Here is a 16314-nt window from a genome sequence, read left to right on the forward strand (position 1 = left end):
TGAATCAAGCTTTTATTGGACTTTCGGCGTATATTTTTCTGTAGGAAGGTGGTTTTGGATACCATCATACAACGGGATGGCTGGCAGAGGTGTGTTGCACACTTCTGTCGATGTCTTAATTTGAAGCCAGCAGATAATTGGTACTTCTCCCACCACCTTCTGCTTTCTGTAGTATCTGTTTTGCTACCAAATCCTGTATGTCACGCAGGGCGGTGTCGGGGGAACACCCGGTTATCTTCGCCCACTTGGAGGTGGTGAGGTTGCCTTCGAAGCCGTCCATCAGTTTTTCGAGCATGAGCTTCTGGCGTTCGTTGTCTATCAGGAGCGCATGCTTGCTCCAGAAGGTATGCTTGAATATAACCGCATCCAACACATCGTACGATGCATTGAGCGAGTTGAGCAGGCAGTTTAAAAACCAGTCGAGCCAGCTGGTGATGTCCACATCCCCCTGCTGGGTTTTTACCAGTATGTCGTAATAAGCTTTTCGCTCCTTCCTTATCTGCGCCGACATGCTGTAAAACCTTTGCGGCATCCCATCGGCTCTGGCCAGCAGCATATCGGCGATGGCCCTGGCTATTCTGCCGTTGCCGTCCTCAAAAGGGTGTATGGTAACGAACCATAAGTGGGCTATGGCGGCTTTCACAACCAGGTCATTGCTGTCGTTTTCGTTGAGCCAGAGCAGGAACCTGTCCATTTCCTCATCGACGTGCCTGGCCGGTGGCGCTTCAAAGTGTACTTTTTCCTTGCCCAATGCGCCTGACACCACCTGCATCGGGCCGGTGGAATCATCTCGCCAGGTGCCCACGAGCACTTTGTACATGCCGCTTCTGCCGGTTGGGAACAGGGAGCTGTGCCAGGCGAATAGTCTGTCTTTTGTCAAGGGGGCGTTGTATTGCTGGGTGGCGTCCAGCATCATGTCGACTACACCGTCTACGTCCCTGTCGGAGGGGACGAGTCCGGATAGGTCCATGCCTAAGCGACGAGCCACCGAAGAACGCACCTGCTGCGGATTCAGGATCTGGCCTTCTATTTCAGTTGATTTCAGCACGTCGAGGGTGAGTGTTTCCAGCACAGCTTCGTTTTGTAGCACAAACCCCAACGATTCCATTTTGCCTACCAGCTTCCCTTGCAAGTGGCGCACCCTGCCTAATAGCGGTGTGAGCTGCTCCTGCCTCCATTCAAAGGCTGGCCAGCTGGTTTTCTGATAGATGTATGGTAGTAATCTCCGCATAATATGCGGTAAATATAATCGTTATTCCCCGCACTCAGAAATAATATCCGCAAAATATGCGGTGAATGGAAGAGCTAATCGCCGCACTGGTGCCCACAGCGATAGCTGGTGGCACCAGCTAAGAGATTCAGCCACCCGTAGCATGAGACACAAAAGTTTGGATCGACCGACGGAGGCTGTATGACCAGCCTGGCTAATGCGACTTTTCTTTTCAGTAAAACAGCCGAAACTTTTGCAATCTCTCGCTGCCTGGTCACTAGCCAGTCGTGCCACCAACCCGGCAGGGGCCATCGTTGTGGGCACGACTTGCGGGACTACTCATCTCCCCAAAAGATCGACGTGAAATAAGTTGTGAAGTGTTATTTCTTCTTTTTCTCTCTGGCCTTATCAAGGTTTTCCTCTACCCTGAATTTTACGATTTGGGCAATGAGTTCCAATGGCAAGGGCTTATCGATGGGAAACTGAACCGAGCCTTTAGCGCCTTTGTAGCCTGCCAGCTCTTTTTTGAAAGCCTCAATGCCGGAAGGGGTGGGGTAAAAGCCGATGTGTTTATCGTAGGCGGCGTAATATACCAGCATGCCCTCAAGCATAAAGGCTGGCATGTTATAGCTGATCTTCTCTATTGCCTGGGGGGCTGCTTTTTTGATTGTTGCCCTCAGGCCTTCCATCAGTTGCTGTGTTTTTTCGGGAAATGCGGTGAAGTATTCTTCAACTGTTTTGAATTTGTGAGAAGGTGCTGCTTCCATGGTGTTTTACTTTTTTGAGGTAGACTGGACTCTTTTGTTGTTCTCCTTTAGCCTGAATGCAACCAGCTGCGCAATCAGTTTCAGTGGCATGGGTTGGTTTAGCGGAAATTGCGCCGTCGACTTTTCGGTAGTAAAGGGAGCTATGGCTTTTTGGAAAGCCTGGTCGCCAGCAGGCACCGGATACATGCCGATGTGCTTTTTCCAGGCGGCGTACGACACTAGAAAGCCATTTTGTTTGAAAGCAGGCATGTTGTAACTGATCAGCTCTTCTGCCTGGGGTGCCGCTTGCTTAATTGTTTGCCTCAGCGTCGTTAAAATCGACTGCACTTCTTCAGGAAACGTGCCGATATACTCATCGACTGATTTGAATTTTGCTCCCATTACCTAATGTTTTTGTAGTGTCCGACGTAACAAAAATACCTTTATCCTCATAAATTCCTCCGGTGCAGAAGCGGCAATTGGAGGGGTGGTTTGCGGCAGGTACTATCTGGCTGCGGGATCGTTCTTCAGCTGGTCGTGCCACCAACTCGGCAAGAGCCTTCGTTGTGTGCACGACATGCGGCAGTGGTGCCCACAGCGATAGCTGGTGGCACCATCTCAGAGGAGTTCGGCTCCCGTTTGCAAGAGACTACAAAAGTTTGGATTGTCGACTTTAGGCTGGACAGCCAGCCCGGCTCATGCCGCAATGTTCCTCAGCTAAACCAGCGAAACTTTTGTAGTCTTTTGGCGCCCCATCATTTGGACAGACTTTCAATTTCCTCATTGCACTGCTTACGAAGCGATGCCAGTATCTTCTGCGATGCCTTGTCTTGTACCAGGTTTTTTGTTTCCCATGGATCGTTGACAAGGTCGTAAAGTTCTTCAGAATCTGGAATATCCCTGTACCTGAAGTACTTGTATTTCTCGGTTCGTATGCCCTCGCTGGCAGCGATAGGCTTGAAGTTCCAGAGGTGTTCGCAAAGGAAGACGTCCCGTCGTGGTACGGCCATTTTCGTTTTTTTGGTGTGGCCGGTCAAGCTCATGCCCTGATAAGATGCTGGAATTCTGGCCTGGGCAAAGTCAAGGATAGTGGGAGCAATGTCTACGTTCAGTGCCATGTCTTCCACGGTTTTTGCACCAACGCCTGACGGATCATAGATAATCAGCGGCACACGCAGCGACGGTTCGTACATCAGCCATTTGCCAGCGAGCTGACGTTCTCCGAGAAAGTAGCCGTTGTCGCCCATCACGATAATGATCGTATTGTCGGCCACTCCTTCGGCCTCAAGCGTCTCCCGTATTTTTGCAATGGCCCTGTCTATTCCTGTGATCATCCGGTAGTATCCCTTTACCATTTGCTGGTATTTTTCCGGGCTATCAAACCGCCAGTTCCAGCGGGCTCGGTTGAAGCCTTCTCGCACAGGCAACGGTAGCTTCATGAAGTAGTTGTCGTCGGCCATGGCCGGGCCTGGGATAGTCACATTTTTGTACAGGCTGTCTACCTCCTGGGGCCAGAAATACTGCTGCGGCGAGCTATCGTCGGCATGAGGCGCATGGAAGCTAATGGAAAGGCAGAACGGCTTGTCATTCGGGGCATTTTCGATAAAATCGATGGCGTTGTCCCTGATCACGTCGGTGGTGTGTTTGTGCCTGGTGCCTTCTTCTACCAGCCTGAAGTAGGCCCCAACGGGCTCAGGCTTGTATACATCGAAGAGGCTCGTGTCTCTTTTGTTTTCAAAATTGACACCCATTTTTCCCAAAAATCCGCTGTAGTAGCCCTCACTTTTTAGTACGGATGGATAACTGTTTTCAGTGAATTCGTTTTTGACCGGAGGCTGTTGAAAGGTGTAATTGTGTTTTCTTTCATAAAGCCCTGTAATGATGGTGGCCCGGCTGGCGGCGCAAATGGGGGTGGTGACGAAGGCGTTTTTGAAGTAGACACCCTCCCGGGCCAGCTTGTCCATTTCCGGTGTTTGAATGATGTCGTTGCCGGCATAGCCGAGGGCATCCCAGCGTTGGTCGTCGGTGAGGATGAAGACGATATTGGGCCTGGACTTTTGTGCATACACATAGCCCGATAAACAAATCAACAGGAGGGTTAGGAGGTTTTTTGACGTCATGGGAGGATCGTTTTTAGCGTAAAGTCAGGTTGTCGGTTGCTTATGTAGCTGCTTCGCAAAGCAGATGCTGCTGGCCATATTGGCGTATTGTCCATAGTTTTCGATCACTGTGTAGCTAGCTTTTTTGTATAACCGGATGGCATTTTCATACTGCCTGCCGGTTTCTAAAATACAATATTCGCAGGAAAGCTCTGCAGCCCATCGCTCTAATTCTCGAAGAATTTTGGAGGCAATTCCCCGCCCTCTGCCTTCAGGAGAAGTGTACATCCTTTTGACTTCCATAGTGATAGCGTCGAACTTTTTGATGGCGCCACAGCCGAGAGCTGTTTCTCCATCGTAAGCCACCACTACGTGCCTGATCTTGTCGATGTGATTGTATTGGGCATAAAAGGCATGGTCTTCACCGTCCATGGCTGTCACGTACACATCCAGTTGCTTAACCAACTCTACGAAGGATGGATTTTCAGAAGTGGTTCGTTGCAGTTGGAGCATGGAGGCAAATGGTGTCAGCATGGGAACGTGGTGGTTCAGGATTTTTTTTTGACCTTTATCTCCTTTGGTATTTCGATCAACGGCTTCAAAGCGTCTCTCATCTTCACATACCCAGCGGCATTGGGGTGGAGGCCGTCTGAAAAAAGACTCTCGTCAATCTTGTTGTCTTTGTTCAAGAAGATGGCACCCAGGTCAGCGTATTTCACCTGTTGAGTACTTGAAAGCCTGGCCATTTCCTGGTTTAGGCTCGCCACCCGCTGCTCGTTATTTCTTCTCGGTAAAAGTCCCATCAGTGTAACTTCCGCTTTCGGCTGGCGGATTTTAATGGCGTCGAGCAACAGGCTCAGCCCTTCCAGAATTTCGTCATCTGTATTCAGGTGCAGGTTGTTCGTGCCGATCATGATGAAGATCTTATTGGCTTCGAAGCCATCCAGTTCGCCATGATAAACCCGCCAAAGCACGTTCTCCACTCTGTCCCACCCATAGGCTTGGTTGCGCATGCCTGCTGGTGTGAACAACATTTTCCATGACTCCTCTTCCACCACTCGTTTCGTGCGGGGTAGGCCACCCCAAAAGTGGATGATGGAGTTGGCCAGGAAAACCATCTTGGGAGGTTCGCTGGCGTTCAACTGCAAAATTTCGTTGTGGCGCTCTTCCCAGTCGTAGTTGTTGGGCTCACGGTATTGCGTGACTGGTTGAGTGGTGGAGGCAATGCCGACCGGTTCATTCAAAATAGCCCTCAGGCTTTTTTCGTAGCCCTGCGCATAGTGGAGCATGCCCAGATCGGTGGGGTGGGTGCCATCCACCATGTCATCGAGCCCAAGACCGATCTCTTCTTTGGTGAGATAGAAGAGGCCAGTCACCCCTTCTTTTTTCAGTTGATAAAAAGCTTCCTGCTGTACCCTATTGGCGGTGGTGTATTGCCATTTTCGGTCATCGTTGACGAGGTCTTCGGTGTAGCCGGCATGATCCACCAGCAGGATGGGGGTAGAGGGATGTTTCGCTCTCAGGCTACGAACGGACGCCAGCACCCGATCCTTTAGCCCCTGTTCTCCGTTGATGCCGAGCCTTTCCCAGGTGCCCGGGATCAGGTTGGGTAAGCAGTCGAGCACAAACACTTTAGCATCGATCTCATTGACAAAATCTACAACGGAGCTGTCGAGGCGGCCATTGCCGCTAAAGGCCAGGTTGATCAGCGGCCGATCCATTTTTCGCCCAAGTATGGAGGTCCATGCCATGCCGGGCCGGGAAGCACAGGCGCCATGAGCGATCGATGTGCCGTACACGACGATCGGCTTTTCTTTTCGCACAGGCAATGGTTTGAAATGAGCACCGGTTTCCACGCCTACTTCCAGCCAGGAAACAGAATTGTAGAGTGGCAAATAGAGGCGATATTCTCTTCCCAGCTCATGGAACTGATCGTTGGGTCGGAGTCCCTCATAGCGGTAGACAATGGTATCGCCAAAGCTTCGTTTGGCAGTGCACCAGACTTCCTGTCCTTCATTGGTAATAGCGTAGAGGTCGACGCCACTTACGCCTGTGGCGGGCATGTGATCCATGCCATAATTATTGCCTTCTCCTTTTGGCCTGGAGATATATCGAACAACGATTTGCGTCGAATTGGAACGAAACCGCACCATCAGGCCAGCCGAATGCTGAGAAAGGTTCCAAACTGCTGGTGGGACTTTGCCCTCTGCCCTTGCTGGTAGTCTGTCGTAAGGAGCTTTGGTTTCGCTTGCCCAGGCTTGCCCTTCTATAACGGGAAATGCATGCTCGGCTGGATTCCACCATTTGAGCGCCGTGGTGTTTTGGGAAGCGGCATAGAAGCTTAATAATACAAGAGGGAGAGAAAGTAGGTGTTTAATTTTCATGACACTTTGAATAATCTGATTGACTCACAACAAGAGCCAAAATTGAGCCTCAATCTAACAGATTTTGTTGGAAAACCTGCCCATTCTTCCGTGTTAGGTACCCTGCCCTTATTTTGATGTCAGCGGAGAAATAGTGGGGTGTTTTGAGGGCAATGGGCTCTGGTAGCTACTGAAAATAGAACAGCATATGGCTTACGTCCTCTTCATCCGGAATATGGGCGCTGCCGTAAGTGTTGCCATTGATGTGGTAATCTACCAGCAGCACCAGTCCGGCTTCTTTGGTGACCACACACGAGGGGTGTTTAATGGAGGCGGTGATGTTTCCGTTGGCATCGGCTTTGGCAACGTTAAGTGTGCCCGATCCTAATGGCTCAATGCCGGCAATGTCGCTTCCGAGGTTGATCGGTTGCCCCGCTGTTTTCTTGCTGGTGAGAAAGTCCAGCCAAAAGGTGTAGGTTCCGTTGGGAATCATTCCGGTAAGGGTAATGGCAACAGATGCGGAATTTCCGTCGCAGGTAGCTTTGGCAGTGCCCTGCGCTTTGCGCCATTCCAGCAGTGTTAACTGGTGGTTGTCGGGTGCAGTGATGGGCGTAAGCTTTCCGATAGGTGCGTCAAACACATTTCTAGCATAAAGAGGCTCTTCATCTTTTTCGGGCAGGCCGCCTGCCTCATTTCTTATTTCGCCAAAAACGTCAATGCTGTTGAGTACCAGTAACCCATTCAATGTTTGAGGCTGAATTATAAACGCTACTGTTTGCTCACTACCTGCTTCAAGATCGAGGGCGAGGGTGTCTTTAGAAATAAGTTTTGTCGACAATGGAGGTGTCACTGTTAACCGATAGGCACCGTCCACGCTGACATCAAACCCGAAGCCGCCATCGCTGCCGGTCAGCATTGTTGCTGTTTCCACTGTGCCAATGAGTTGAACCTTTGCGGCAGGGTAGGGATGACCATCTTCATCTTTCACCGTGCCGGAAACTTCATTTTTGCTTACAGGAGGTTCTCCGTTATCACTTTTGCACGCTGCAAGTACGAAAGGGATAACGAGAAGAAAAGGATAAAGCTGGGTTTGTTTCATGAGTAAGCTTGAAAGTTTAAGATACTTAAAACTAACCAGTTTAGGTGTTTTGGTTGCTGATTATAAGTCAGTTGACACGAATAAATTCTTACTAAACCTACCTCTTCCTCATCCTCCCAGGGTAAACAACCAGTTGGATGAAGTTGAATTCGATGCCGTTGAATGAGATAGATTGTCCATTATCAATTGGCAAATCTAGTTTGGGGAACCATCTCAGGTTGGTTCTCAGCAGCCATGTTTGTATTCGGTTTGGCCGGATATCCCACCCGAATGTGATGCCATATCCCAGTTTGTTTTCTGATACCCCGGCTGTCTGCTTGTTTTCGAAAGATTCATCAAATGATAGCTGTTCGTAGGTGAGCACGGGGCCAACAAACGGAACAAAGCCATGGTAATCGAAGAGGAACTTGGTGGCTTCGAGTCCGGCTGACTTCCTGTTGAGGACTTGTATGGTGCCGTAAGTGTTTGTTGAAGTGCCATAGCCCCGGTACGTCAGTGCGATATTCATATCTGGCTGGTGCAAATAGTACCCAAGGCTAAAGTCGGGCATTATTGACGTATTGTATTTTGGAAGGTAGGACCTGTTGACAGCGTTGTAGCTGCTTTTGCTCATCCAAAAGGCTGACGAAAGCCCCGCTCCAAAGTAGAAGCTATTCAGTCTTTTTTTATCAGCCAGCAGCTGGGTTACTTCTTCGGTTCTTCCTGACTCCCAGCTCTTTTCAGCGCTGATTGTGGTGTCGAACATCAGTCTGTAAGATAGCGTCAGATACAAAGGGGGTGTTTTTACATTCGTTATGTCAGTTCTTGAGATGTAATAGTCTTGTTTGTTGGCGTAGTTCCAGAGTACACCTGCCTCAAAGAGGTGGCTTTTATGGTTAAAAGTCAATCCCGCCAATAGGGGTAGCGAGGTGTGGTTTAGCTCCGGCCCATTGCCAAATTCAAGGTTAAGGTTGTTTTGCTCAAAGTAAAATGCGGCCACCGAAGTTCCGATGAAGGGTCGGATTTTCTGACTTTCGATCTTCAGAGGATAGTATTTGAATACAGTTTCTACACCGCTCAAATAGTTGATGGTTTGATTCTCTTTTTTAAAAGTGGGACTGTACAAGGGAATAGCGATGTAGAAGTCGGCGTGCCCCCAAAAATGGGTACCTCCTATGAGAAAGCGAGGTTTGTGCAGTTGCCCCAGAGCCAGAGATTTCCTATTGCCGTTCGCATCAATGTATTCAGTCTTTCCGCCGAAGTTGGTTTGGTAGTCAAGCCCCAGATTCATCTGAGCAAACCGGTGCCTGGTCTGTTTTTCGAGGTAGACCTGTGCGGTAAGTTTTTGGCATATAAGAATTGAAAGAAGAGTAATTAGTAGTTTGACTTTCATTCCAGTGAAAGGTAGTTCGAGTGGTTAAATGTTTGCGCTTAGGGGTATGCTTAAGGAATGTGCAAAAGTCCACTGATTCTGAACTTTGACATCAAACGACAACTTATTTTTGTATCCGCTTAGGAAAAAGATTTTGGACATAAGTGCTTTAATATAGCCCGTCTTTGCGACAACTACCAAGTCTTTTAATTGTTTGGCTGATAAAAAGTGGAAGGACTAGTTGCTTTGTCAATTGAGGGTTGTAGCTACTGGAAGGCAGATTGATAGAGTTCCTTCCCAAAAGTGTCTTCAAGGTCATTCTATTGTAGACACGGGCGTCACCACAAACCCTCTTTCCCTCAGCTGGCTGATCAACCCGCATTCAAACTGTAGATGACTCAAGCCTACAGCGACAAAGCAGCTTGAGGACTGGAGATCACCAACGATTTTTTCCAGCCAACGGGCGTTGCGGTCGGTCAGCATGAGGCTGTTGCGGCAGGGCTCCGTTAGCCGGTAGTCAAAGGCCATTTCCCGGTACATGCTGGTGGCTTCGCAGCTTTGGGTATCACCTCCGCTCTTTATTAATTGGATAAGCCGGGACAGGCGTTTTTTATGCACTTTTGGTGGCATGCCTTCAATGTCTTTCCTGATCAATTCCAGTTGCTCTTCGGCCGTTTCCAGGCCGATCACCCGCTTGCCTGACTGCTTGGCAAGAAAGCCGATATATTCGTCGATTGAGAGATTGGGATCGGCGGCGGATCTTGTGTTGCAGGTGTTAACGGTGTATTCCCTGTTGAGAGCTGCGTGCAGTTCCTCAGGTCGCAACTTTTCAAAGTTGGCGGGACTGTTTTGCAGGTGCTCTCGTAAATAGGCCAGGTCAGCTTTTGTCAGGTATTTTGACCATTGAGTGTCAGCCGTACGGGCGTTCACAATATCGTTGGCTGTGTGCCCGGGTGCGGGGTCTGATTCTGTAATCACGATATCCGCTGCCATGAGTTTGTCGTTCGCATTTTTCAGTGTATCAAAGAAAGACCTGCTAAAGGCATGGTGGGTACCGAAGAGGTAGGATTCAACCGAGCCATCGGGTGAAATAACTCGAAACAAGAGCGTATGGAGTACCTCACCCTGGCGGTTGCTGGCAGCGAGCCTTCCAGCGATAAAGCCGAGGAATATTGCAAGAAGAATAGATGCAAATTTTTTCATCAGTCAGTGTTGTATCTACTTAAATATCCTTGAGTATACCCTGGTGAAATAGAGGAAGCCAGCTATGATTTTAATTGCCAAAATTGCGAGGTTACTGCACAGCAGGATAGTAAAAACTGGACAAAAGATGTTTAGCTTCAGTTTCTTGTGAAAATGGGCATCTGCAATTCCCTTGGAGCTTTTAGGTACTCTCCCGGTGTCAGGCGTGTGAACTTCTTCATTTCTTTGATAAAGTGCATCTGGTCATAAAAACCATTGTCGTGAGCAATGGTGGTGAGGTTGACCTGGCTGGCTTTGTTAGTGGCTTTCAGTGTATGAAACAACCGAATCAGCTGCCCACACTGCTTGGGTGACACACCCAGGTTTTGCAGGAATTTTCTCTCAAATGTTTTTATGGTAACGCCGGTTTCTTCAGCCAGGTCGAGTATGCGGTGAGCGCCCCTGCCGTCCACAATGCGGTTAATCAGGTAGTCGAAGGTGGTATCAGCCTGCCGATTGAGCGTCAGCAGTCTTTTCATAAAGTAGGCTTCAATATGCCTGACCCTATCCAACAGGCAGTGGGTTTCAAAGAGCTTGCTCTCCAATTCCAGTATGTCTTTTCCAAAAAGGTCTTCAACGGGAATTGACTGATTGACGGTTTCCTGAAGGCCAGGCTTGATAAATGGATAGAGCCCATAAGGCTTGAAGCGAACAGATATACCCATTGCTCCATCTACCTTCACATCCTGAGCAATAGTTTTGAGCCCGGAGAGGTGACTACCCAAAACCTCTACTTTACCTGAGCCGTCTTTTATTTTTCTTTCCAGCGTACCGGAGGTAAAGATCAGCTCCACTGTATTGTCAGGCACCACCAGGTAGGTTCGCCCCTTGTTTTCAGGCCGCTGTGTATAGCTTTCTGTCCACACACAGTCGATATACCGACTAAGCACACTGTTCAGCTTGAACTCCTGGTATTCATAAATCATACTGATGCTCTTGTGACCGTATGGAATGAGTATACTTTGGTTATTAGAATTTGTTGCAAAACTGTGGTGAGTGGCAGGAATTGGTAAGCGACGGGCTGGTAAACCAAAGGGCCAGTTGCTGAAGCTGGCTCTTTGGTTACATGCCATATCAAATCAGGCCTACTCTTAGGTTGCAGCCTGAGTTATTGTGTTTTCTCGTACTTTAGAAGGTTACTTGCCCATGGAATGAAGTATTGGAAGTTGGGCGCATCGGTGTGCCCACCATCGTGCTGCCGCCATGCCAGTTCGCCGTCGAGCAGACCTGTAAGGACGGGAGGCATTTGCTCGCTCTGATAGTTATTGGAGACTCCAATGTCTTTGACTCCTAAAAGCTTGAAAGCCGGGCCAGCGGCCACTGTAGCCATGTAGCTTCCGTGCTGATCGAGCCATTTAGCATCGCCTTTTTCTGGTATTCCGTAGCTGATGAATGTTAATCGGGGGGCGCACAGTGCAATTAATTGGTGAGAATCAACGGGCAGGTCGCAGCCTGTCTTACTTCCGAATTTGGCTTTGGAGGCGCCGTACTTCAGGTAGTTACCGGCCATCCAGTGGTATTCTCCTGAGCCGGTGAGGTTTTCTACGGCTTCACCAAAAACACGCCGGTGAAGCACGGCACCGCCCTTCCCCGACGATCCTATGAGCCCCACGGCAAATCTTTGCTCCAAAGCAAGCGTTACCAGGGCAGCTTTTCCGTACCGTGATACGCCTTCGATACCCACATTCTTTGCATCTACCAGGGTGTCTGTTTCCAGGTAATCGAGGCCTCTGGCAGCGCCCCATGCCCAGGCACGAAGCGAGCCCCAATCTTCAGGCTTGCGTGGCTGGCCTTTGTTTACCAGGCCAATGATTCCCCGGGTGAGTCCGGCGCCATTGTCAGCCTGGATGCTGGCAGGTTCGATGGTGGCATAGCCCCAGCCAGCTGCCAGCAGTTGTTCAGTTGGAGGCGAATCGCCCGTGGGAGCTGGTGCAAAAAAGCTCGGGCCAGGCAATTTTGTGATGGGTGTGTAGGCTGGATAGCGATCAAAAATTTCCTTTACCTCAGGATTGCTTTTGATCATCATTTCTTTGAAAGCAGCATTCAGGGTTTCCATATCAGGATTTGATGGCTGCGCAGGCGAAGGGAATGAAGGACGGCCGAACATCATTAACACGGGTACGGGGCCTTTTACATTGGTAGGCACCACCAGCATCATATTGATGTCGACGTTGATCAGGGGATAGGCGCTGTTATCGACATGCCCCACTAGTTGCCTGGCAATAACCGGTATGCGCCCCACAAATTCTCTGTCGGTGATTTTTACCTCCCAGGTCACCGTCGGGATGTTTTTCGGCAGGCGGCCGTACATTTCTCGTTCAATATCTTCTACAATTTCAGGTCGGCGCTGCTTCCACCACATGTCGGCCGAGGTGACCTTTTTGCCACTGTTGGTGACGAGCAGCTCTGGCAACTGAGGGCAGGGGTTCGCAATGGATTCGTCGTAGTTGGCATGGTTGGGTGCCGACTCATTGCCACTAGGGCCTGGTCTTAGCTGTTGAATGCCCAACTGCTGCATCATGTTGGCGTGGTCTTCCTGGGCTGTAAAAGTGACCAGAGGCGGGTATTTGCTGCTGTCAATTTTCGCCCCCTGGCCAACGGCCATGTGGCTAAGCGAAGCAGCAAATAATAGGATAAGTAGGTTTTTCATTTGCTCGTGTTGTTAATAATCTGGTCGGAATATTTGCGTACAAAGCATCATTGGTCTGTTCTGAACCATAGCCGTCAACCTAAGAAATAATTGGTGGATATGGCAAGGCCATTCCGCATGGCCGAGTTTTATTTTCCATGTTTTTTGAAAGCCATTTATCGGAATGGCCGACCGTTTTTGTTGATCTAATTTACTGGTTTAAGACTACATTTAAGTATGTTTTGGTAAGAATATCTGATACTTTTTTTTGCCCTTTTTTATACTCTTTTTCATGAAATGCGTTGCTGATTCGATACAAATCCGTCAGCCATTCGATGAGTCGGTGACTGTTTTGCAGCACAGGTAATGTTAACACTTTAGATCGCCCTTGTAGCGTACTGACTAGCTTATGAAAGCTCAAATCCTTTTGGGTTAAATTCTTTAAGTGATTAAGAAAAGTCCAGTTTAACATTACCCACAGCAGCTTGATGAGAATGATGCATTCTAAACGGGTCGCATTCACTGGGTGTATTTTATGTAATCTCATCACACTTTTCCAGGTTTTAAAGACAAGTTCTACCTGCCATCTCAATGTGTAGAGATCATAAATCTGAGAGGCGGTACATTTTTCCCTTTCCACGTTGGTTACAAATAGATTCAAGCCAATGGCCTCTAACACGTCAGTCCCTAATTTTCTATTCGCTGATTTCTTCCTTAAGCGTTTCTGCTTTTGTTCTTTTGTGAGCAAATTAGCCACAAGCCGTACCTTAGTACGAGTTTTTTCGCCAACATATACATCCATGTCCAGATACCTTTCTTTCTTTTCCTTTAATAAGCTGATAATAGAGGCTGTTGGAAGTAATGAGTATTCTCCCTCCTTGAGGATATAGAAATTCCATTGTGACTTTGCCCTGCTGATAAAGTAGATGTCTTTGCTGCTTAGCTCTTTAAATGCCTTAGGAGAAAAATACCCTAAATCTCTTAGCAATAATGTTTTGGGAGGTACCTTCTCAATATTCTTCATCCCCTCAATGCTATCAGAATCTCGTGATGAGCCAATGGAAATCTCGGTTACCTTAGAGCCTAGCAACTGATACTCAAATTGGATTTGAACACTGGCTTCCCTTCCCTCTCCTCCATACCCAGGAAAAGTATCTGCTACCTTTTTGGATACTTTAAATTCTGAACTATCCATGATACGGATATCAGTAAACCAACTGGAGGGAATGCTTTCTTCTGAATTATGGGCCATTTGCTGTGTCAATACCTCTTGGAGAAGTCCTGCAAGCATCTGTTTTGTGTTTTTATTGAAACGCTTATCAAGAGCTTGTTTAGAAACACTCACGCCATGATGATGTGCAAGATCTATACTGTATTCAGATAGAGAAGGGCATTTGCCATTATTGCTAAAAAAAACCACGTCCAGAAATGCCTTTGGCGAAATGACCGACTTACGCTTTTTGAATGACGATGCTTTTGCAATGGCCTCAATACGCTCATCAGAAACAAATTTTGAGAGGTATTTTGAGAAATTCCTGATTTTTCGGCACAAAATCGAGTTCAGTTTCTTTTCCTAGCCCTTTTTCGCTTAGGTTGACGGCTATGGTTCTGAACGGAGAGGCCGGTAAGCCTTCCCGGTTATACAAGTTTGGGTTGTCAGGGTTGTCGGCCCAGGCATATCGCACATATTTTGGTTCCGTCACTTCATCGCTCCAAACAATCACTTTATCACCTTCAATCTTTGCCTGTGCCCAAACAAAATTTTTATCGTCTCCGGCAATGGCGAATTCACTCAATTCTTCACCGTCATCTGTTATTAAGCCACTACCAACGTGTGAAAACGAAATGGTTATTATGTTACCCTCGATAGAATTGTTTTGGTACAACGGACCTGAATAAACGACGGCCTCCCCATAAGCTATTTTTAGAGCAGCAAGAGCCATTCTTTCTCCCACATCCTTTTTATTGTCAGGGTGAATATCATTCCATTCTCCCAAATCAATATTTACCGTCATGGCTGTTTTGGGTACTGCCAGGCCCTTTAGCTGCGATTCTCTCAAAACCGCCCAGTTGCTTTCGGAAGGCAGGTAGCTCACATCCATAAAGTTGGGGAGCTGCGCATAAATAAATGGCGCATCGGGATAACTGAATTGATTTCTCCAGTCTTTGATCAGTGCCGGTAAGAGGTCAGCGTATTCGGCTGGCTGGCCTGCATTGCTTTCTCCCTGATACCACAATATTCCTTTTATCCGATAATTGGTGATAGGGGCCACCATCGCATTGAAAAGTGCGGTAGGCTGGCTTTGTGCGTTGATGCCTGGCGGTGACGGTGGCCTGGGTACAAACACAGCACCCACTTTGTATTGCCAGTAGCCCTTCAGGTCGACAGTGTCGGTGTCGGCAAACACACAATAAGGCTTGTCGGGCACGAACCCACCTTTGCCGCTGTAGTTAGTGACCTTGACCACAAAAACATTCTTCCCTGCTTTTAGCAGGCCAGCGGGAACCGGGTACATTCGTTGTGGGTATTGATACGTTTTGTTTCCGACTTCTTTTCCGTTGATGTAGAGCACATCTGCGTCCACTATCCGCCCAAGAAATACCTTCGCCTCTTTGCCCGCCATTGAAGGTGGCACGTTAATTTCTTTCCTGTACCAAACAATGCCGTTCAGGTCTTTGGCACCCTGGTCTTCCCAGTAGCCAGGGATGTTGATGGTACGCCAATCTTTTGGAACAAAATCAACTTCATACCATGGTTTTGGTCCGGTTAGTCCCTTGTCTTCCGGCTGCTTCTGAGGCTGGCTTGGCCTTGCTTTTCTATTGATTGCGTTGACATAGGCCGTGTCCTTGTTGTTTTCGATGGTTTGCAGGATGGAAGGGAATTCTTTGAAGCCTTCCTCACTTGTCCACGCCTCAATAGGGGTGCCGCCCACGCTGGCGTTGATCAAGCCGATGGGTACATGGTATTTCTCATAGATCTTTTTCGCAAAAAAGTAGGCCACCGCCGAAAAAGGTCTCACCTCTTCTGACACGGCCTGGCTCCATGACCCGTCATCCAAATCTTCCATTGGGCCTGCCAGGCTATTGCGGGTTGGAATAAGAAACTGCCGTATTTCAGGGTAGTTGGCATTGGCAATTTCATCGGCATAAGTCACATCATGGATGTTTAGCTGGTGAACCATGTTCGATTGCCCCGAGCAAAACCAAACATCACCAAGCAGGATATCTTCAAGGGTAATGGTGTTCTTGCCAGAAATAGTCATGCGATACGGGCCGCCCGCCTTCATGGCAGGCAATTCTACCTGCCATTTTCCCTCTGCGGAGGTTGTTGCCTTATATCGCTTGTTGTTGAATGCAACGGTGACCTTTTCGCCCGGAGATGCCCACCCCCAGATATTGAGTTTTACGTCACGCTGCAAAACCATGCCATTTGTAATGATTTTTGGCAGCCTCACCTGCGAGAAGCCGTGCGTTAGCGGGGCTATCAGTAGCGCAAGTAGAAGCAGCCGTTTGATGCTTCTCAGGTAACTATACTTTCTCAACATGCCTGGTTGTTTCCTTTTTTTCAATGGGTG

At 48.4% G+C, this 16314-nt stretch carries 13 protein-coding genes; all 13 read right to left on the bottom strand.

The genetic code is table 11. The features are described 5' to 3' along the window. Positions 1-115: 115 nt before the first annotated feature. The 13 genes from ACMVP2_RS17160 to ACMVP2_RS17220 all read right to left on the bottom strand — a co-directional run bounded on the left by ACMVP2_RS17160 (position 116) and on the right by ACMVP2_RS17220 (position 16284). On the bottom strand, positions 116-1231 hold the full coding sequence (locus ACMVP2_RS17160) for a Fic family protein (RefSeq protein ID WP_416864354.1): 1116 nt from the start codon (positions 1229-1231) through the stop codon (positions 116-118). A 359-nt stretch (positions 1232-1590) separates the two neighbouring features. Next, the gene (locus tag ACMVP2_RS17165) at positions 1591-1977 is read right to left on the bottom strand and encodes an iron chaperone (RefSeq protein ID WP_339793201.1); all 387 of its coding nucleotides are present in this window, start codon (positions 1975-1977) and stop codon (positions 1591-1593) included. A gap of 6 nt (positions 1978-1983) precedes the next feature. Then, entirely contained in the window at positions 1984-2358 is a 375-nt protein-coding gene (locus ACMVP2_RS17170) for an iron chaperone (RefSeq protein ID WP_416864355.1), read from the bottom strand. 353 nt (positions 2359-2711) lie between these two features. Further along, a complete protein-coding gene (locus ACMVP2_RS17175; RefSeq protein ID WP_416864356.1) occupies positions 2712-4076 on the bottom strand; it encodes a sulfatase in 1365 nt (454 codons plus the stop codon). A gap of 24 nt (positions 4077-4100) precedes the next feature. Continuing rightward, the gene (locus ACMVP2_RS17180) at positions 4101-4589 is read right to left on the bottom strand and encodes a GNAT family N-acetyltransferase (protein ID WP_416864357.1); all 489 of its coding nucleotides are present in this window, start codon (positions 4587-4589) and stop codon (positions 4101-4103) included. A gap of 14 nt (positions 4590-4603) precedes the next feature. Beyond that, a complete protein-coding gene (locus ACMVP2_RS17185; protein ID WP_416864358.1) occupies positions 4604-6439 on the bottom strand; it encodes an SGNH/GDSL hydrolase family protein in 1836 nt (611 codons plus the stop codon). A 166-nt stretch (positions 6440-6605) separates the two neighbouring features. Then, the gene (locus ACMVP2_RS17190; RefSeq protein WP_416864359.1) at positions 6606-7517 is read right to left on the bottom strand and encodes a carboxypeptidase-like regulatory domain-containing protein; all 912 of its coding nucleotides are present in this window, start codon (positions 7515-7517) and stop codon (positions 6606-6608) included. Positions 7518-7614: 97 nt separating this feature from the next. Beyond that, positions 7615-8889, bottom strand: a complete 1275-nt coding sequence (locus ACMVP2_RS17195; protein ID WP_416864360.1) for a hypothetical protein — start codon at positions 8887-8889, stop codon at positions 7615-7617. 294 nt (positions 8890-9183) lie between these two features. Beyond that, positions 9184-10071 carry a TraB/GumN family protein gene (locus ACMVP2_RS17200; RefSeq protein ID WP_416864361.1) on the bottom strand — a complete coding sequence of 296 codons (888 nt, stop codon included), beginning with the start codon at positions 10069-10071 and terminating at the stop codon, positions 9184-9186. A gap of 137 nt (positions 10072-10208) precedes the next feature. Then, positions 10209-11036, bottom strand: coding sequence for a helix-turn-helix domain-containing protein (locus ACMVP2_RS17205; protein ID WP_339793208.1), 828 nt, complete (start codon positions 11034-11036; stop codon positions 10209-10211). 182 nt (positions 11037-11218) lie between these two features. Then, positions 11219-12760, bottom strand: coding sequence for an acetylxylan esterase (locus tag ACMVP2_RS17210; protein ID WP_416864362.1), 1542 nt, complete (start codon positions 12758-12760; stop codon positions 11219-11221). 190 nt (positions 12761-12950) lie between these two features. Beyond that, positions 12951-14291 carry an IS4 family transposase gene (locus tag ACMVP2_RS17215; RefSeq protein WP_416864363.1) on the bottom strand — a complete coding sequence of 447 codons (1341 nt, stop codon included), beginning with the start codon at positions 14289-14291 and terminating at the stop codon, positions 12951-12953. Further along, positions 14239-16284: a sialate O-acetylesterase gene (locus ACMVP2_RS17220; protein ID WP_416864364.1), complete on the bottom strand. Its 2046-nt coding sequence runs from the start codon at positions 16282-16284 to the stop codon at positions 14239-14241. The genes ACMVP2_RS17215 and ACMVP2_RS17220 overlap by 53 nt, the downstream gene beginning before the upstream one ends. Between the last annotated feature and the right edge of the window lie 30 nt (positions 16285-16314).

The organism is Imperialibacter sp. (assembly GCF_048007035.1).
In the GTDB taxonomy this organism is placed as follows: Bacteria; Bacteroidota; Bacteroidia; order Cytophagales; family Cyclobacteriaceae; genus Imperialibacter.